The following is an 18,063-nucleotide window of genomic DNA, read 5'->3' on the forward strand; positions in this document are numbered from 1 at the left end:
GTAGAGAGGCAATCTATGTTATATAAGCAAATCGCACAAAATAAGCGACGAACAGTGTTATTGCTTGTCTTCTTTTTTCTCTTATTGGGTTTAATTGGAGCAGCAGTTGGTTATTTATGGTTGGGTAGCTTGACAGGAGGCGTTGCTATTGCGCTTATTATAGGCTTTATTTACGCCATGTCTATGATTTTGCAGTCAACCTCTATCGTCATGTCCATGAATAATGCACGTGAGGTGACAGAAGCAGAAGCGCCTGATCTTTACCATGTTGTTGAAGATATGGCTATGGTAGCGCAGATTCCTATGCCTAGGGTCTTTATCATTGATGATCCGTCTCTTAATGCCTTTGCCACAGGCTCTAATCCCAATAATGCAGCCGTAGCAGCGACTAGCGGTCTTTTGGCTGTGATGAATCGAGAAGAACTAGAAGGTGTGATGGGGCACGAAGTAAGTCATATTCGCAATTATGACATTCGTATCTCAACCATTGCGGTAGCTTTGGCGAGTGCCATTACCTTTTTATCAAGTATTGGTAGTCGAATGATGTGGTATGGCGGTGCTTCTAGGCGTCGTAATGATGATCGAGATGAAGGTGGTGCCAATCTTATCATCCTACTGTTTTCTATCTTGGCGTTATTACTAGCTCCTTTAGCGGCTACTTTGGTACAGTTGGCTATTTCGCGTCAGAGGGAATATTTGGCAGATGCGAGTTCGGTGGAATTAACCAGAAACCCTCAAGGCATGATAAGAGCTCTTGAAACATTGGATCAATCAAGTCCCATGAAACAAACAGTTGATCCAGCAAGTGCGGCTTTATTTATCAATGATCCTAAGAAAAAAGAGGGACTAAAGTCGCTATTTTACACCCACCCTCCTATTGCTGATCGTATCGAACGCCTCAAAAATATGTAGCGTATGAGCATAACACCCAAAGAGTTTACTTTAAGTAAACTCTTTTTTAGTAGATGGGTTGATGATGAAAACTATTTCGATAAGAAAACAATAAATTGTTAGTTTTTTTAATTACTATGTGTTATAATATAGTGGGGAAGATTGTGTACTAGTCTGCTCTGAAAACATAGATAAGGAGAAATAATGCTTACACTAGCGGAGATTCGTAAAAATGCTGAAGGTTTAGCCTTTGACAGAAAATTAGAGTTAAACGACCTTTTGGTCAAACGAAATCCAGAGATTTTAGCAGTGGATAATATCCATGCCGTAGGAGTAGCCTCGTATGATGATGGGCTTTATCTCCTTAACTATACGTTGACTTATGATATTACCTTGCCATCTAGTCGTTCTATGATGCCCGTTTCCTTATCTGAGAAGCAGCTTGTAGATGAGGTCTTTATCGAAGTGAGTCACGTTGTTCAAAAAGAAGATTTGGTTGAGCAACAGTTAGCTCTGGTGATTGAAGGTGATGCTATTGATTTAGCTGAAAGTGTCGCTGACAATATTTTACTAGCTATTCCCCTTAGTGTACTCTCTGAGGAAGAAAAAGCTGAGTCGTCCATGCCGTCTGGACAAGACTGGGCTGTTATGACTGAAGAGCAGTATGATACATTACAAGCACAAAAGAAAAAAGAAACGAATCCGTTTTCGGCTCTGGAGGGTCTTTTTGACGATTAAAGATAACTGTTTGGGAGCAGTTATCTGTCTAATCACGCTTTGTTGCTGGGATAGATAAGTTAATAGGGAAAGGGAGGTGTCTTATTAGATGAGAAAAAAGGTATTGATAATTGAACAGGAGAAGAGTTTAACACGCTTATTGTCCTTAGAGCTGATGAATGAAGGTCATAGTGTTGATACAGAGCGTACGGCAAAGACTGGTATCAAGCGTGCCTTGGATAAAGAGTATGATTTGATTTTATTAGATGGTAGTCTAGTAGATGATGACAGTGAGGAAGTGGCAAAGAAATTGCAAGAAAAGCAAGCTGGTTATGTCATGATGATGCTCTCTAGAGACTCTGCTATGGATGTGATTTCAGTCTTAGATAGCGGTGCCGATGCCTACATTATCAAGCCGTTTGCGATTGAAGAGCTGATGGCACATGTCCGTGCTATCTTTCGACGTCAGCAAAAGTCTGGTCATGATGCTCAGGCAGAACCAAAAGTGGCAGCGCATGATTTGGTTTTAAATAAGCAAAATCGTTCCGTGAAGCGAGGTAATACGGAAATTGCTTTAACCAAACGTGAGTTTGATCTCTTAAGCATTTTAATGCAACATATGGGGCAAGCGCTGAGCCGTGAAACGCTCCTTGAAAATGTTTGGCAGTATGATTTAGACGCTAAGACCAATGTCGTTGATGTTTATGTCCGTTATTTACGTGGCAAGATTGATATTCCAGGTAAAGACTCCTTTATTCAGACGGTCCGTGGAGTTGGCTATATCATTCGAGACAATTAAGCAGGTATTAGGAGGCTGGTTAAGTATCACTTGACCAGTTTTTAGGTGCGTTATTTTAAACCTGATATGGTATAATAAATGACTTTAAGCAAGGCTTTTTCATAGTTCACCATAGAACGCCAAAACCCTTGCTATTATTGGGGTTTAGGCAAAATCAACTTATTATAGATAATCATAGATTTTCATAGAAAGTTCCGAAAAAAGTTCACAAAAAAAGACCCTAAATTAAGGGTCAAATAACGAGTTCAATAGGCAAGAAACTAGCGTATTTCAGATACGCTTTTTTTGATTGCCACTAGATCCATTATAGCATAAATCCCACGCGCTACGGTCAGACGTTTAATTCTTCCCTGATGGCTTTCTGTAAGAGCTGGCTAAAATTGATATTATGTTCTTTGCCAACCTCTACCAACCAATTCGGCAAGGTGACTGTCTTATTGACTGTTTTAGAGCGCTCACGCTTACGCACAAGCTCAGTGTCAACCGTGATAGCCTGGATAATGTCATCATCGCTTACTAGCTCACTGGCTAGGGCTTTAAAACTTGAAGGTGCAGGAAACTCTTTCTTGTCGTCTTCGTACATAATCGCATAGATTTCTAGGACTTCCCGGGCTTTATAGATAGCCTCGTTTAAACTATCTGCCTCACTGATTGCCCCTTGAAAGTCTGGGAATGTGATTGTATAACCGCCTTTGCCTGTTTCAAAAAGTGCTAGATATGTGTATTTCATGATAGGTCATAAAGCTCCTTTATCGTATTAACAAGTATAATCTACACTTGTTTCAAACACTTGTCAAAAATAACACGCATTAAAAACACTTGTTTTATTTACTGATTGCGCGTGAGTATCTCGTCTAGTTGCTGGTTAGCTTTTTTGATTTTTTGGTAAAAAGTCTTTCGTGAAAACTCCCATTGTTCGCATATCTGCCATATATCCACCTTTTCAATATAGTACTGGAATAATAAGGTCTGACTTTCCAAATCTTCGACACGGTCAATCATGGCCATAAACTCACGTTTTTGGGTGACGGCTTTAGCAATGCTTTTCTGTATATCCTCTTTCAAACCGATTAGCTCAATGTAAAGGTCATCTCTTTTAGTTTGTCGCCCACCGTTTACCCTGTCGGCTTTGATAGTGCTAGTGACCTTTAGGGCTTGGCTCTCTATCTTCTCAAGTTGCTTTACCTGACTATCAATGTACCCATCAAGTGCTTTAATCTCTTTTAATCTTTGACTTGGTTTAATCACTGACTCACCTCTTAATGTTTTAAACAATGTGTCTAAAAACTGAATGATTATACCCTTTATAATATATAAAAATCTTATATATATCAAGGCTTGCTAGCCACGCATGACACCCCTTAAAAATCTAAAAAAATCGGCGTGCGATATAAGCAAACACCTTGCTGTGGCTCTCCTTATCCTGATATGGTGGGGGCGGTATATAAAAACGATAGCAAAAGCTCAAAAAATATAGTTTTTTCAGTTTGGCTTTTTCATGCCTAAAATTCTGTAACTGCCTGCGCGTGTTCTTTGTTTCGTCCTTTGTTCAATTGAGTAAAACCTATTTGTTCAATCACGTACTATCTCACCAAAACTTCGCCATTTTTTCAGAACGTTGTACCAAGCCACGTTCCAAACTTATGCACCCTGTTAGCTCAGTCCACCTTGCCAATATCTCAGCCCTTTGTCTAGGTAGCTAGTAAATCTTTTGTAATGTCTCCAATAAGTCTTGCCTCTCATTCTTTTAGGGCGACTTGGAAAGTTGTCATAATCTACGTAGCCCTTTTCTGGATAATAATTAGGGTCTATTTTCCTAGCCTCTTTCAATGCTAGACCAAAATAATACTGACAATCGGTTTTACTTCGGTTCAAAGTGTCCTTGTGCCTGTCTTGACAAGTTCCACAAGAAAAAATAATTTTGGATTTGAATAGTTTTCTACACCGCCTACCACAAACAGGGCAAAGGAAGAAGTAGCGGATACCTCCGTAAGTTCCTGGTATGCTGGCTAGGTTTATCTCTTGGCTATCGTAGTTAACAGTTAGGTTATTAAGGTCAATAGTGATACCTACTCCCTTTAACTTACCAGATATTTTTGATAAGCCTTTTTGTTTCAGTGGTTTGGTTATGCTTTCTATGGTCAATTCGATCATTTTCCCCTCCCTTATAGAGAAAACCCAAATTTATTGATTAAATGACAAAAAGAGGCGCGTACCTCTCTGTCTCAATCTTTGGATAATAACCCACTGACTGCCATGTCTCGGATAAATTGGCTTTCTGTCTCTGGCGGTAGCTTTAACAAATCTAGTAACTCACCTAGCGCCTGTTTGTCCGTGCTGGCAATCATTTTCTTTAGGATTGTTTCGTATCGCTGTTCTAAATAGTCACAAAATACCAATCTTTGGGCTTGTGTTGGTGTTGCACTCAAAGCCATATAACAAGCTTCAGCTATCTGTGAGAATAGTTTAGCACGCGCCTCTGGGTGTTTGTATAGTTCATAGATGTTTAAACTAATATCTTCTTCCCTCAACTTGTTAGCTATCTCTAGTAGTTTTGGAATGTCGCTATGCTCGATAGGTGTATTATCAGCCATATAATTAAAGCGGTGCTGTTCAAGTTCCAGTCTGTCTTTTTCCGCTTGTTCTAGGTAGCCATTTTCTGTCATTTTTTAGTCTCCATTTCTATTTTTTACAGTTCCTAAAAAAATGTTCCTGTTTTGTTGACGTTTATAATATCGCCCAATCCTTACTCCCCCAAGGGTTTTGAAAAATGTTGATGATGTTGACGTTCTTTTCAGAAAGCATATATATTTAAGTAAAAAGTAAAATCTATATATATATATATTTATTTTTATAACGTCAACAACGTCAACATTTTATATTTATCCCTTATGGCTCAAGGGTTTTGGTTCTGTTGACGTTCTCAAAAACAACGTCAACGAACGTCAACGAACGTCAACAAAAATCATTTCTGTTTTACAACTAGGTTGTCTGTATTGCCGACGTATTTGGTATCTGTCAATAGCTCGGGGAACTCTTCAACGTCTTTTTTTCCCATTCGTCCTTTTTTGAGAATGTACGTCCCGCCTGTTTGGTCTGCTAGTGATTTTACAAACCCTTTGCCGAACCCGTAGGGAATGTGTTGCTGTAAGTCGTTCATTTCTAGGAATGTGATATATTCTTCTTTAATCCACGTTAACGGTACCCTGCGGACAAGATGTAGATCACGCGCCATGTAGTCATCAACGATAAATGCAACTGTATAGTCATTGTCCTTCTTGTAGGACTCTAACACGTCTGACACGGCTTTTGGTTCTATGAATGTTTCAAAGTCGGCCATGTTCAAGATTTTGTAGAGCACCCACTCTAAAAGCTTTTTGTCTTTTAAAAACTCTCTCTTAATCTCTGGCCGTTCCTTTTGACCGTTAAAATCGGCATTGAACGGGATAATACACAAACGCCTGTACCACCCTTGGCTTTTATTGCGTGCTCTGGGTAGGTCGTTGCCTGAGAAAAGACAAAATAATTTAAATGTTGCCTCATAGGGTTTCTGCATTTTAGGATTTACCGTGATAGGGTCACCACTGACAATACTCATTAAGTCAGAAACGTCATCTAAAAATTTATTGCTGATGTCGTCACCAATATTGGCCACTTTCCCCTCAAGGGTAGATGGGTGATAGTCCTTGAATTGGTCGGGCTTTAAGGTGGCTATGTTCTCCATGCCTATCAGATTGACAAGCAAGCTCTGAAAAGTCCCTTTACCGTTATTGCCCTCACCGTACAATATCGCCATTTTGTTTCGTGTTCGGTTTGGGTTGATAGCCTCATCCATAACTTGCCATAATAGCGTGACAATCTCCTCATCATCACAAGCGATTGACTCTAGCCATCTTTCAAAATCAAACCAGCCGCCTAGAATAGGTTTGCTTGCCTCCTCGTTGTAAGCGGTCTTGATTTTAGCGGTGATGATATAGCTAGGTGAGAAGGGCTCCAATTTATGTGTCTTTTTATTAAAAACGCCGTTAGCAACTGGGATAAGATTGGGATTGTCAAAAGGTAATCTCATCTTAGTTTTTGTCCTGATCACCAATAGGGACTCTTTGACATGGGTTGATTTTAACCGTGGGTCAAATTTATAACATAGACGGTTTAACAAGTCTTGGCTGAATGTATATAGCCCCGTATCTAGGTTATACACATATAAAGGGCTGTTGTCTGTTCTCCCACCTTTCCCGATAAAGGTAAACTGACATAGCTTTATCAGATACTTAGCCACAACGCCATGACTAGGTAGCGGAACAGTTTTCTTACCTTTCTTCTCGTTAATCGTAGTGTTTTCAGCTCGCCATAGTTCGCCTGCTTGATAGATTTTATCTTCAAGTTCTTTCATCGTCCTAGGTTCTGAAAAATCACTTTCTGCTTTGCTCTGTTCAAACTCTTTTGATAATTCTTCTAGGTTCACTCTATCCCTAGTCCTCTCTTTCTGATTTCTGCGCGTGCTATGCTCTCAAAAGTCCTGTCAAGCTCTGCTAGTGGTAGCGGTTGGCTTGTCACGCTGTTGGCTATTTTAGTCAGCTCATAGGCTGTTTCAAGGTCACAATCAACCCATTTATTAAAGAGTAGCCCGATGAATTTAGTAGCTGCGACGTTGCGCCCTCCCTCATCGCCAAAGCCATTTAAGAGGGTGTCTATAACTCGCATAGTGATAGATTTTCCTGTCCTGGCTTTTGGTGTGTAGCTGGAAACAGCCCTCTGAGCCTGTGTAGGCTCTTTAGCTACTGGATAAGGTAAACCGTCACTGACTATCTTTTGATAGTCCTGTGGGTCTCCTGTGGTCACTGGCAACCCCTGCAACTGTGCCCATGTCATACTGGATAGGTCAAACGGTAGTCCTATTGTGTCGGCTATATCCTTGACTGTCGCTTTATAGCTTGACTCGTTCATCTTATGGCTAGGTTTGACAACTAACCTATACCGTGGTTTGTCTCTAGTATGTGAGATAGTCGGATATAAGACATAAGCATAACCAAACAAGGCTTTTGCGATGTGCTCTATAAACTCGTCATCACCCATAGCAATATCATCATAATCAAGGAATACCAAATCACGGCATAAGAGGGTGGCATTGCTACGCTTATAAGTACCGTTGCTTTCGGCTTTCATCTCCCCACTGATAACATAAGGGGCTTTGGTTTGCTTGTAAGTTGCTAGGTCAGTACCTTGTGGGATGACTTTAGGTTTAAAGTTCTTGATGTAGTCAAAGGGATCACCTTTATAATCAAATTTATGCAAGCTAGCCTGTTTGACCCCTCGGCTCTCATAGAATGCCATATCAGCGCCCCTTCCTGCGTTTCTTACGTAGCTTTTTGACTTGTTGGGCTTGCTTGATGTCTTCATAGCTTGCCTGTCTATTCTTATAAGCCACGCCACTAAAGGCTTTAAGTCCTTTTCTAGCTGGGTGGGTACTGAATCTTCCCGAACCTCTTCTTAACAGCATATTAACCATTGGTTTGACTCTCCTTCTCTAGTTTTGCAATTATTCGCCCGAGTTCTCGGTTTACTATTCGGCTTGTTGCTGCGTAACTATCCATCGTGTCGTTAATAACAGCCATATCTGTTAATGTTTGTAAATCAATTAGTTCAGCTATCAAGTCATCAATCATCATCTACCCCCAAAAATATCAAAATGTCACTCACCTTGTAAAAGACCTTACGACTGTCTTCAAGCGGTGGTGAATAGCGTTTCAAGCCAAGCTCTTCCCAACGTAGAAGGGTTGAATGGCTAACGTCTAACTCATGCTTGACCTGCTCGGCTGTCATCAAGCCTAGCACCCGTTGATGCGGTCGGTCACGCGCCTTGATGTAATTGTCAATCATTGCTAAAAGTTCCATACTAAAAGCTTGCTCTGTCTCTGCGCTTAATACACTCATAGTTAGTCCCCCTCTAGTAAATCCTGCCATTCGCTCAAATCAGCGTTTAAAAGTACCCCAAGGCGCTTTTGTTCTTCCTGTACCTGATTATAAAAAGCTCTAGCACCGTCTAACAGTTCAGCCTTATCTTCTGGGATAAAATAGCCACGATTTAGACCGTGCCTGATACCAATGATAGGCACGCCGTAGCGCGTGATTAGTCGGCTTATGATACTTTGGACTGTCCGCTCATCTAACTTCAAAATAAGGGCTATCTCAGCGCCTGTAGTCGCATTCTCTGCCCCTGTCTTAATCAACCTTAAGACTCGTCTGTAATTCTCTGGTAAACTCATAAGACCTCCCCTCAGTGATAGTGTTGTATCTGCATGACAGCGCCATATCGGCTTTGTACAACCTCTTGTGAGGGTTTATCCCTCTTTGGTTCTTCCTGCTCAAAATCAAGCTCTAAATGGCTTTTGTGATGTATCAGCAAAATCAAAATAATCAATACCACGATTAGGGTTATAATCATTTGCGTTGGGGTCAAGTTCAATTCTTCAATCATGGTTAATCTCCTTTAAGTAAGCTTTTAGCTCTCCTGTGTCTTTATCCCGACACGGTAAGCCTGCAATTGCTCTGAATATAGTATCAATGGTTGTTTGATAGTCTAACGTGGCCCATGCCTCCTCAAAGGTCATACAGCCATTGCCAGTTTGACGTCTTGCTTGTTCGTAGATATTAGCCACCATAACCCATGTGGCTTGTCGTCCAAAGAGTGGGAATAAAAATTCTACTGCTTGCTCTTTTGATTTTTGCCTACGTTTTATCTTCTTCCACTGCTCGTTGGTGTAGTGTTCCCTGCATAAAGTGAAAGGATTTTTAGGTTTGATGGTTTTTGTCATGTTTCGGACTCTCCTGTTTTTCTTGTATAGTAGCTAGCTAGCGCCACACTAGCAAAATTTTAGTTAGTCGAGGTGCTAGTGGTCGTTTTTTGAGTACGCAAAAAGCGCACTCATCTTGTTTTAAGGGTTCACAAAATAGAGTACGCATGGTAAAATATTTACGTACTCTCTTTGTGAGTGCTGGCTCTGTGAGGTGTCGATTGTTTGGCGACGTTAACACCTCATAGAGTTTTTTTATTTAAGTAAATCAACCGCTCGGCGGATACCCTCGGATTTAGTCACGTTCTCACGTTTACAATACTCTTCAAGCTTTTGAAAAGTATCTACGTTCATTCTGAAAGTGACCCGCTTATCCTGTGGGTTCTCCAATTTTGGGCGACCTACTTTTTTGGGTTTGTCAGTCATGGATTGCCCCCTTTCTTGTCTGACAGATTTTATTATATATCTGTCGGACACTTTTTGTCAATCCCTAACCCTATTTTTACGTACTCTATTTTTTTCAAAGGTCGTTTTTTGTGGTATAATAAGTAAAAATAGCTTAACTATCGCTTGCCTGCTTTAGTTATAACTATAATTGTTGTTTTAGGCTTAGCTAGTTGGTCGCTCTCTAAGCCTTTTTCTTTTTGCCCTAGAATGTTACGCTAGGGCGGTAGTAGATACGGTTTTCCATAAAGACCCTGAGGCGTTGATTAAGGCGTTCTTTTTCGTTTAGATCCGTAGCCTCAAGCATTAGTCTTGTTAGCGTGTCGATAAAATGGCGCTCCGCTCCGTCCTCGGTGTAGTAGTCGTTGGGGAGGGTGGTTGTCTGTGTTTGCTCTCTGAGTTGCTGTTCCATACGTTCAAAGCTTTCAATAAACAATAGCTTTTCAGCTTGATAGCCCTGAATGTTAAACATATAGAGTAAACAACCCTTCTTACTAACCAAAACTTCGCGGTATTCTCGTTTGTTCTGGTCGTGTGTGTAAGTAGAATCAACAAACATAGGGGCGTTGTTGGGGGTTTCCCCAGATTTGGGGAGACCCCCTCGGATTTCGTCTATAGCTCTCATAACGTGATCATGTCGCTTGTTGAATTTCTCTGCCATCATTCGGCTAGTCGTGTAAGCCTCACCGTTTAGCTCAATCAAATTAAGTAAGTTACCGTCGTTGTCTTCTGTGTGAAAAATACTTCCAAGTGTCTTGTCTAGTGTTGTCATGTCGTTTCTCCTTTCTCACGCGCCATAAGGTCTAAAGACCATTGTTTTTATTTCCTTGTAAGTCATGTCAAGACCAATAAGAGCTATCGCCATGTCTTCCAATTTCTGGTAACGCTCTAGCTCATGGCTTGTTAGACAATCAATACCATTGTCCCCACCTCGTGAGGCTATCAGTTGCTTTTTGTTCAATCCGCTAGCGCCTTTGAGTAAGAGATTATAAACGTTAGCGTAAGCGTGCTTAGGTGCGTTTGCCCATGTTTTGATGGCTTCATTAAGGCTTTTTCTTTTTGGCTTTTCTAGCGCTCGTTGCATTCTAACCTTAGCAAGCTCATCCCTCATCTCAAAGAAAGCTTTGACTAGGTTTGTTTTAAATTCTACAACTTGCGGTGTATTGTCTAAATAAGTGATAAGCAAGGTCGCCTGTTGCTCATTTAGCCTATAAACTTTTCTTGGTCGTCCTTTACCGTCTATTTTATGGATTTCAAATCCATAAAACCCAAACGCCTCAAATCGTTCTTTGTGATTTCTTAGTAAGCGTGTGATAGTGTGGTGCTGTAGATCAGCGCATTCTGCGATAATCTCGCTTGTCGTGTACGGCTCTTTCTTGCCGTCAATGTAAACTAGGTTCATAGTGTTTCTCCTTAGTCTTCTACGTTCAAAAACTCATCAATAGTTACGCCTAAATAGTCAGCAACCTTTTGTAAGGTCTCAATGTCTGGCCGTTTAGTACGTTCATAGTAAAGAGCGGTTAGGGTACTTTTTGATAGCCCTGTACCTCTAGCGACGTCTGACACCTTTTGGCGTTTCTTAGCCAATAGAACACGCATGTTATTTCTCATAGCGCATCAACTCCTGTGTGTTATTTTTTAATATATTTTTAGTGTTAGCGCTAAAAATATATCTCTTATTATACGCTATAAAATTGTTGTGTCAAGCAAAAAAATACATAAAGTTGAAAAAAAGTAGCTTATAAGCTAAAATATAAGTAAAAGGAGGAAAAGAAAATGCTTCGTAATAATTTAGCAAAATTGATGATAGATAGAGGAATATCAGCAACTCAAATGTTTAATGATACGGGGATAGCTCGTTCTACTATCTCAAAAATTTCAAATAACAATACGGATAAAATTAGTTTACAGACTATAGATAAAATGTGTAATTATCTGGGCGTGACGCCCAATGATTTCTTTGATTTTTTACCCTATGAAGTCAAAATACACTGTGGTTTTGATGACTTTGACTCATTAGAATTGGCACAAGAGGCTCACGAGAGTAGCCCTTTGGATTTGAATGCGGAAAAAGCTTGGCTTTCTATATCGTTTTATAGAAAAAAGGAGCTTGAATACAATTTTGATTATAGTTTTATGTATATTGGGGAATTTGAAAGCGGTTATCCCTTCGATAGCGGTTATATTTTTTATTTAAAAGATATAACTCCTAGTGAAAGCAATTCGAGTGTAGATATTTTTGAAACAATACCTGTTCAGTTTAGGAATGATATCCTTGAAGAAGTAAAGAAAACTCTCTCTAGTTTTTTTAATGTCTCTGTAAATTGTGAAGTGATTAATAAATTTGACCCCGTGGCAATAGATCTGATAGGGGGGCTCTAAACTTGACCGATGGAGTCCTGAATCGGGACTACATCTTTATCTAACTGTTACTCTTTTTTGAGTAAATGCTCAATTTTTGCGAGGCAAAAAAAAGTTAAGTTTTATTTGAGGTTTTCTGAGGTTCTGAAAAAAGTTAACATTAGTTAACATTTCAAGAATGAAGGGGTTCAAAAATCAATCTCCTGTAATATAAAAAACTTAAGATTTCTTAGTACTCGCATTGAAAAAAGTCAGTTTTTATCAGTACTCTATAGGTCGGGACTTCCTTCCAAATTAGTAAAAATTAGTATTTTTGAATGAAAAAGTTGACTTACGCGACACCAAAAAGGACATTTTAGGGCTTTTGCCCATAATGAATACAGAAAAAGTCAACTATAAGTTAACAGTTTGACCTGATGTACTGATTTGGTGCACTGGCTTATGAATACTACAAAATACTACAATTAAAACCTATATAGGGCGTGACATTTGTAGGTCACCTCTCACAATGAATACTAGAAAATACGGGAAAAATATTATATATAGTGTCGGAAAAAGTCGGAAAAAAATATTACATAGCTCAATCTCACGCGCTGCGCGTGGGTTTGATAGGTAAAAGCTATCGCCTCAAATCGCATTTTAAGCACCCTCTGGCGCTGACTAACGCTTAGCTATGTTATTAGCCACCCTTGACCGTAAACGTTAAAATAGGGGCGTTCTCGTAAGCCCTATGAATGATATATCAAAAATAGTTTAACTATCGCTTGCCTGTTGATGAAAAAAAGAGGTATATCATGACAATAACTGAGGTCAAAAAGAAAAATGGATCTATTGTTTACCGTACCCAAGTTTATCTGGGAATGGATAGGGTCACGGGTAAAAAGATAAAAAAGACTATCACGGCTAGGACAAAGAAAGAGCTTAGACAAAGGGCTAAGAGGGCTATTATTGATTTTGAAAAGAATGGGGCTACCGTCTCTAAAATGGTGAGTATCAAGACCTATAAGGAATTAGCTGACTTGTGGCTAGAAACGTACAGACTGACCGTTAAGCCACAAAGCTATCAGCAATCCATTAGCGGTTTGAATAAGCATATCTTACCTGTTTTTGGTGATATGAAGTTAGATAAGATACAGACCCACCATATCCAAAAGTTTATTAATAAGCTATCTAGCCATTATGTACAATTTGGGACAATCCATTCTATCAACCGTCGTATCTTACAGTTAGGCGTGACTATGCGATTGATACCCTATAACCCTGCTCGTGATGTTATGCTCCCAAAACGAAAAGAAAGAGCTAGCAACGCGATTAAGTTTATAGACAAAGAGCATTTAAAAGCCCTGATGGCTTACATGGAAAAGCTAGCTAAGGTGAAGTACGGCTATTATTTTGACTATATGCTATATAGTGTCCTGTTGGCCACTGGTTGCCGTATCGGTGAGGCTATCGCTCTTGAATGGTCTGATGTAGATTTAGAGCTAGGGACTATCAGCATCAAAAAGACCTATAACCCTGCCATACATGCCCTATGTACTCCTAAAAGTAAAGCTGGCATAAGAGTTATTAGCATTGATAAAAAGACCGTTAGCATGCTCAAGCTTTATAAAGTCAGACAAGGGCAACTGTTTTCTGAATGTGGGGGACAATCGCCCGCGGTGGTCTTTGCGACACCCACAAGGGAATATCAAAGCGCCGATATAAGACAGTCAGCTCTAACTAACCGACTAAAGGAATTGAATATCCCTCGCTTTACCTTCCATGCCTTCCGACACACTCACGCTAGTTTATTGCTAAATGCCGGTATCGGCTATAAAGAATTACAATACCGCTTAGGTCATGCAACGTTGGCCATGACTATGGATACTTACAGTCACTTATCTAAAGAAAAGGAACGTGAGGCGGTATTTTACTATGAAAAAGCCATTGAAAATTTGTAGTTCCGAAAAAGGTTCACAAATTGCTGTTTTGAGGTTTAAGGCGGTAACCAAATCCCTTGATAACAGCGTTTTTGATAGCTTTTCAAGCCTGATATGGTATAATAAATGATTATGTTATAATAGATAATACATAGAGACGCTAGTTCTGAAAATAGTGTGAATGGAGGTGTTGAGATGCGTTGTCCAAAATGTCATTTTCATAAATCAAGTGTCGTTGATAGTCGTCAAGCTGAGGCGGGGACGACGATTAGACGTCGTAGAGAGTGTGAAGCGTGTCACCATCGTTTTACGACATTTGAGCGTGTGGAGGAGTTGCCACTACTAGTGGTCAAAAAAGATGGGACAAGAGAGCAGTTTTCGCGAGATAAAATCTTAAATGGTATCGTGCAGTCGGCACAAAAGAGACCCGTTTCAAGCGATGATATTGAGAGTGTGATTAGTCGTATTGAGCAGCAAGTACGTGGAGACTATGAGACAGAAGTGTCTAGTAGCGTTATTGGTAATCTAGTGATGGATGAGCTAGCAGAGCTTGATGAGATTACTTATGTTCGTTTTGCTAGTGTTTATAAGTCCTTTAAAGATGTTGATGAAATCGAAGATCTCCTTCAGCAAATCACTAAGCGTGTTAGAACGAAGAAAGAAACGAAAAAGGAGAGTGGTCATCATGATGCCAATTGAGCATTTTCGCTATGTCAAAAATAATCAGACCAATCGAGATTTAGATAATCTTAGTCAGCTGTATCAGCCGATTATTGGCAACGATGCTCAAGCCCTTTATCTTTATTTTCAGAGTTTTTTTGATAATGGCGCTTATGATCACAGGATTAGTGATATTCTCAACCATCTTCAATTTGGCATGCCGCGTTTAGAGCAGGCTTTGGATATGCTGTCAGCGATGAATTTAGTGAGTGTTTATCAAAATCCAGCTGGTGCTTATGTGATTAAGTTGCAGTCGGTGCTTGATCGCGAGCAGTTTTTAGCCAATAGCGTCTTTCGCAAATTACTAGAGTCTAGGATAGGTGAGGTGGCTGTTGAGGAGCTAGATTATGTTCTACCAAAAGACTTAGTGAAGCGCTCAAAACGTTTTTCAGATGTGTTTGGGCTATTAGATGAACAGGCAGAAGCAGTCACGCCTAATAATGGGATGACCTTTGATTTAGCTAGCTTTAAACGTTTGATGGGGCATGACGGCCTGCTTTTTACGGATGAACAAGCAGACGTAATCAGTATTTATTCCTTATCTGAGCGCTATCACATGGATTGGTTTGATACGTATCAGTTGGCTAAAAAGACAGCTATCGATGGTAATATCTCCCCTAGTCGTATGAAAGTGGAATTAGAAAACAGCAAGTCTTCTGATAAAGGTAGAGAACTTAATCTTAGTCGTCCCTTAAATCAAAAAGAAGCCAATTTAGTGGCTTATGCTAGACGTATGAGTGCTCTTGAGTTTCTAGAGACGGCAAAGCAGATTAAAAAGACGACTGTTTTAGCGAGTGAGAAAAAAGTGCTCCATGATCTTGCTCAGATGGACTTTTTAGATGAGGTTATCAATGTTTTAGTGAGCTATACCTTAGCTAAATCTGCTAATCTGAATAAAGCCTATGTCATGAAGATAGCCAATGATTTTGTCTATCAAAAGATCAAGACTGCTGAAGAGGCAGTCATCTTCCTGCGTGACAAGCATAATAAGACGACAAAAACTAAGCCAAAAGTACCTAAGAGCAATGTCCCAGAATGGAGTAATCCAGACTATAAAGAAGAGATGACGCCTGAAAAACAGGCTGAATTTGACAAACTAAAATCCGATATGCTAAAACGCTTGGATGAGTTATAGAAAGGTGGTGACGAGATGAAGTCAATCAGTGATGCTATGCCAAACTATAAACACGCCTCTATGGCAAGTGTTGAAGAGACTATTTTAAAGCACCCACAAGTAGCTGCATTTATCAATCACCATCAGTTAACTGCAGAGCAGATAAAGATCAGTTTATCAAAGTTTAACCAATTTATCACAGAAAGTCAGAAGTTTGAGTCTAATGATAAAAGCTATGTGGCTAAAGGTTATCAGCCGATTTTAGTTATGAATGAAGGTTACGCTGATGTTAGCTATCAAGAAACCAAAGGGCTAATCCAAACGCGAGAGGCTAATGCTATTTTAGATCGTATTCATTTGGTCAATTTACCTCGTTCTTATCGTGATATTAACCTTGCTTTAGTAGATGGTGGGGATGACAGTCGCCTTGTTTTGATGCCACAGTTGATGGATTTTATTGAACATTACCCCAATGTCAGACAAGGTCTCTATCTCTATGGGGATATGGGGATAGGTAAGACTTATATGATGGCAGCACTGGCTTATGAACTGTCTAAACGTCGCCAAGTAGAGACGATGTTATTGCATTTTCCAAGCTTTGCCTTAGATGTCAAAAATGCGATTTCAAATGGTTCGGTCAAAGATGAGATTGATAAAGTCAAAGTGGCACCTGTTTTGATTATTGATGATATAGGTGCAGAGCAATCAACGTCTTGGGTGCGTGATGAGGTGTTGCAAGTCATCTTGCAATATCGTATGACTGAGGAATTACCAACCTTTTTCACCTCCAATTATTCTTTTTCAGATTTGGAGCAAAAGTGGGCGAGTATTCGAGGAGCAGATGAGACTTGGCAGGCAAGGCGCGTGATGGAGCGCGTGCGCTATCTGGCTAAGGAATTTCATCTAAAAGGGCGCAATCGTCGCCAAGAGTAATCATAAATATTAAAAAGAAAGTAGGAGATTATGGCTTTACCAACTGTTGCCATTGTCGGTCGTCCCAATGTGGGCAAATCGACCTTGTTTAACCGTATTGCGGGGGAGCGCATCTCTATTGTAGAGGATGTGGAGGGTGTCACTCGTGACCGTATCTACACGACAGGAGAATGGCTCAATCGTAAGTTTTCGTTGATTGATACTGGAGGTATTGATGATGTTGATGCACCATTTATGGAGCAAATCAAACATCAAGCAGATATTGCTATGACAGAAGCAGATGTCATTGTCTTTGTCGTCTCTGGTAAAGAAGGAGTGACTGATGCTGATGAGTACGTGTCAAGAATCCTTTATCGCACCAATAAGCCCGTTATTTTAGCGGTCAATAAAGTGGACAATCCTGAGATGCGTAATGACATTTATGATTTTTACGCTTTGGGCTTAGGCGATCCTTATCCTTTATCATCTGTGCATGGGATTGGTACAGGAGATGTTCTTGATGCTATTGTTGAGAATTTGCCTGTGGAAGAGCAAGATGATAATCCTGATATTATTAAATTTAGCTTGATTGGTCGTCCTAATGTCGGTAAATCAAGTCTAATCAATGCTATTTTAGGTGAGGATCGTGTTATCGCAAGTCCTATTGCAGGGACGACTAGAGATGCTATTGATACGCATTTTGTGGATAAGGATGGGCAAGAATACACCATGATTGACACTGCTGGGATGCGTAAGTCTGGTAAGGTCTATGAAAATACAGAAAAATATTCTGTCATGCGCTCAATGAGAGCTATTGACCGTTCGGATGTTGTCTTGATGGTTATCAATGCTGAAGAAGGCATTCGTGAGTATGATAAGCGTATTGCAGGCTTTGCTCATGAAGCTGGCAAGGGGGTTATTATTGTCGTCAATAAATGGGATACGATTTCAAAAGACAACCACACAGTCAGTCAATGGGAAGCTGATATCCGCGACCAATTCCAATATATCAGCTATGCTCCGATTGTCTTTGTCTCAGCGATGACCAAGCAGCGCTTGCATAAGATACCTGAGATGATAAAGGCAATCAGCGAGAGTCAAAACAAACGCATCCCATCTGCTGTGTTAAATGATGTTATCATGGATGCTATTGCTATCAATCCAACACCGACAGATAAAGGAAAGCGCCTCAAAATTTTCTACGGGACACAAGTGGCTGTTAAACCACCGACATTTGTTATTTTTGTCAATGAAGAAGAATTGATGCATTTTTCTTACCTGCGCTTTTTGGAAAATCAAATCCGTCAAGCTTTTGGTTTTGAAGGGACACCGATTCATCTTATTGCAAGAAAACGTAGCTAATAGAGACTGGGGATAAACCCAGCTCTTTTT

At 40.0% G+C, this 18,063-nt stretch carries 24 protein-coding genes; 9 read left to right on the plus strand and 15 right to left on the minus strand.

The genetic code is table 11. The features are described from left to right. The first annotated feature begins 15 nt into the window (after positions 1-15). The 3 genes from htpX to ACLN19_RS00130 all read left to right on the plus strand — a co-directional run bounded on the left by htpX (position 16) and on the right by ACLN19_RS00130 (position 2,407). On the plus strand, positions 16-912 hold the full coding sequence (htpX, locus tag ACLN19_RS00120) for a zinc metalloprotease HtpX (protein ID WP_413381652.1): 897 nt from the start codon (positions 16-18) through the stop codon (positions 910-912). Positions 913-1,095: 183 nt separating this feature from the next. Beyond that, positions 1,096-1,629, plus strand: a complete 534-nt coding sequence (locus tag ACLN19_RS00125) for a DUF177 domain-containing protein (RefSeq protein WP_413381655.1) — start codon at positions 1,096-1,098, stop codon at positions 1,627-1,629. A gap of 88 nt (positions 1,630-1,717) precedes the next feature. Next, positions 1,718-2,407, plus strand: a complete 690-nt coding sequence (locus tag ACLN19_RS00130) for a response regulator transcription factor (protein WP_413381658.1) — start codon at positions 1,718-1,720, stop codon at positions 2,405-2,407. 331 nt (positions 2,408-2,738) lie between these two features. Here ACLN19_RS00130 and ACLN19_RS00135 read toward each other — a convergent pair whose 3' ends face one another. From ACLN19_RS00135 to ACLN19_RS00205, 15 genes are all read right to left on the minus strand, one after another. Then, positions 2,739-3,137, minus strand: coding sequence for a type II toxin-antitoxin system HicB family antitoxin (locus ACLN19_RS00135; protein WP_413381661.1), 399 nt, complete (start codon positions 3,135-3,137; stop codon positions 2,739-2,741). A gap of 98 nt (positions 3,138-3,235) precedes the next feature. After that, entirely contained in the window at positions 3,236-3,655 is a 420-nt protein-coding gene (locus tag ACLN19_RS00140; RefSeq protein WP_413381664.1) for a DUF1492 domain-containing protein, read from the minus strand. 405 nt (positions 3,656-4,060) lie between these two features. After that, a complete protein-coding gene (locus tag ACLN19_RS00145) occupies positions 4,061-4,561 on the minus strand; it encodes a hypothetical protein (RefSeq protein ID WP_413381667.1) in 501 nt (166 codons plus the stop codon). A gap of 71 nt (positions 4,562-4,632) precedes the next feature. Continuing rightward, entirely contained in the window at positions 4,633-5,073 is a 441-nt protein-coding gene (locus ACLN19_RS00150) for a hypothetical protein (RefSeq protein WP_413381670.1), read from the minus strand. Between the two features lie 299 nt (positions 5,074-5,372). Next, positions 5,373-6,872, minus strand: a complete 1,500-nt coding sequence (locus tag ACLN19_RS00155; protein ID WP_413381673.1) for a DNA primase family protein — start codon at positions 6,870-6,872, stop codon at positions 5,373-5,375. Next, positions 6,869-7,741, minus strand: coding sequence for a primase alpha helix C-terminal domain-containing protein (locus tag ACLN19_RS00160; RefSeq protein WP_413381676.1), 873 nt, complete (start codon positions 7,739-7,741; stop codon positions 6,869-6,871). The genes ACLN19_RS00155 and ACLN19_RS00160 overlap by 4 nt, the downstream gene beginning before the upstream one ends. Position 7,742: 1 nt before the next feature. Next, entirely contained in the window at positions 7,743-7,916 is a 174-nt protein-coding gene (locus ACLN19_RS00165) for a hypothetical protein (RefSeq protein WP_413381679.1), read from the minus strand. Further along, complete coding sequence (locus ACLN19_RS00170; RefSeq protein WP_413381681.1) at positions 7,909-8,076, minus strand: flagellar biosynthesis protein FlgC; 168 nt, start codon at positions 8,074-8,076, stop codon at positions 7,909-7,911. Before ACLN19_RS00170 ends, ACLN19_RS00165 begins: the two co-directional genes overlap by 8 nt. Further along, complete coding sequence (locus tag ACLN19_RS00175; RefSeq protein WP_413381684.1) at positions 8,066-8,341, minus strand: XRE family transcriptional regulator; 276 nt, start codon at positions 8,339-8,341, stop codon at positions 8,066-8,068. Before ACLN19_RS00175 ends, ACLN19_RS00170 begins: the two co-directional genes overlap by 11 nt. Before the next feature lie 2 nt (positions 8,342-8,343). Then, entirely contained in the window at positions 8,344-8,673 is a 330-nt protein-coding gene (locus ACLN19_RS00180) for a hypothetical protein (RefSeq protein ID WP_413381687.1), read from the minus strand. 11 nt (positions 8,674-8,684) lie between these two features. After that, positions 8,685-8,885 carry a hypothetical protein gene (locus ACLN19_RS00185; RefSeq protein ID WP_413381690.1) on the minus strand — a complete coding sequence of 67 codons (201 nt, stop codon included), beginning with the start codon at positions 8,883-8,885 and terminating at the stop codon, positions 8,685-8,687. Next, the gene (locus ACLN19_RS00190) at positions 8,878-9,222 is read right to left on the minus strand and encodes a hypothetical protein (RefSeq protein WP_413381693.1); all 345 of its coding nucleotides are present in this window, start codon (positions 9,220-9,222) and stop codon (positions 8,878-8,880) included. The genes ACLN19_RS00185 and ACLN19_RS00190 overlap by 8 nt, the downstream gene beginning before the upstream one ends. 628 nt (positions 9,223-9,850) lie before the next feature. Further along, the gene (locus ACLN19_RS00195; protein WP_413381696.1) at positions 9,851-10,417 is read right to left on the minus strand and encodes a Rha family transcriptional regulator; all 567 of its coding nucleotides are present in this window, start codon (positions 10,415-10,417) and stop codon (positions 9,851-9,853) included. Positions 10,418-10,432: 15 nt separating this feature from the next. After that, the gene (locus ACLN19_RS00200) at positions 10,433-11,047 is read right to left on the minus strand and encodes a Rha family transcriptional regulator (RefSeq protein WP_413381699.1); all 615 of its coding nucleotides are present in this window, start codon (positions 11,045-11,047) and stop codon (positions 10,433-10,435) included. A gap of 11 nt (positions 11,048-11,058) precedes the next feature. After that, positions 11,059-11,256: a helix-turn-helix domain-containing protein gene (locus tag ACLN19_RS00205; RefSeq protein ID WP_413381702.1), complete on the minus strand. Its 198-nt coding sequence runs from the start codon at positions 11,254-11,256 to the stop codon at positions 11,059-11,061. Between the two features lie 165 nt (positions 11,257-11,421). Between ACLN19_RS00205 and ACLN19_RS00210 the strand changes: the two genes are divergently transcribed. The 6 genes from ACLN19_RS00210 (at position 11,422) to der (ending at position 18,033) form a co-directional block, all read left to right on the plus strand. Then, the gene (locus tag ACLN19_RS00210) at positions 11,422-12,027 is read left to right on the plus strand and encodes a helix-turn-helix domain-containing protein (RefSeq protein ID WP_413381705.1); all 606 of its coding nucleotides are present in this window, start codon (positions 11,422-11,424) and stop codon (positions 12,025-12,027) included. A gap of 773 nt (positions 12,028-12,800) precedes the next feature. Beyond that, positions 12,801-13,946 carry a tyrosine-type recombinase/integrase gene (locus tag ACLN19_RS00215; protein WP_413381708.1) on the plus strand — a complete coding sequence of 382 codons (1,146 nt, stop codon included), beginning with the start codon at positions 12,801-12,803 and terminating at the stop codon, positions 13,944-13,946. A 174-nt stretch (positions 13,947-14,120) separates the two neighbouring features. Beyond that, entirely contained in the window at positions 14,121-14,624 is a 504-nt protein-coding gene (gene nrdR / locus ACLN19_RS00220; protein WP_413381711.1) for a transcriptional regulator NrdR, read from the plus strand. Next, entirely contained in the window at positions 14,611-15,780 is a 1,170-nt protein-coding gene (locus ACLN19_RS00225) for a DnaD domain protein (RefSeq protein WP_413381714.1), read from the plus strand. The genes nrdR and ACLN19_RS00225 overlap by 14 nt, the downstream gene beginning before the upstream one ends. Positions 15,781-15,795: 15 nt before the next feature. Beyond that, the gene (gene dnaI / locus ACLN19_RS00230; protein WP_413381717.1) at positions 15,796-16,692 is read left to right on the plus strand and encodes a primosomal protein DnaI; all 897 of its coding nucleotides are present in this window, start codon (positions 15,796-15,798) and stop codon (positions 16,690-16,692) included. 30 nt (positions 16,693-16,722) lie between these two features. Continuing rightward, complete coding sequence (gene der / locus ACLN19_RS00235; RefSeq protein ID WP_413381720.1) at positions 16,723-18,033, plus strand: ribosome biogenesis GTPase Der; 1,311 nt, start codon at positions 16,723-16,725, stop codon at positions 18,031-18,033. The last annotated feature ends 30 nt before the right edge of the window (positions 18,034-18,063 follow it).

The sequence above is a fragment of the Streptococcus lishijunsis genome (assembly GCF_047290665.1).
Classification (GTDB): Bacteria; Bacillota; Bacilli; order Lactobacillales; family Streptococcaceae; genus Streptococcus.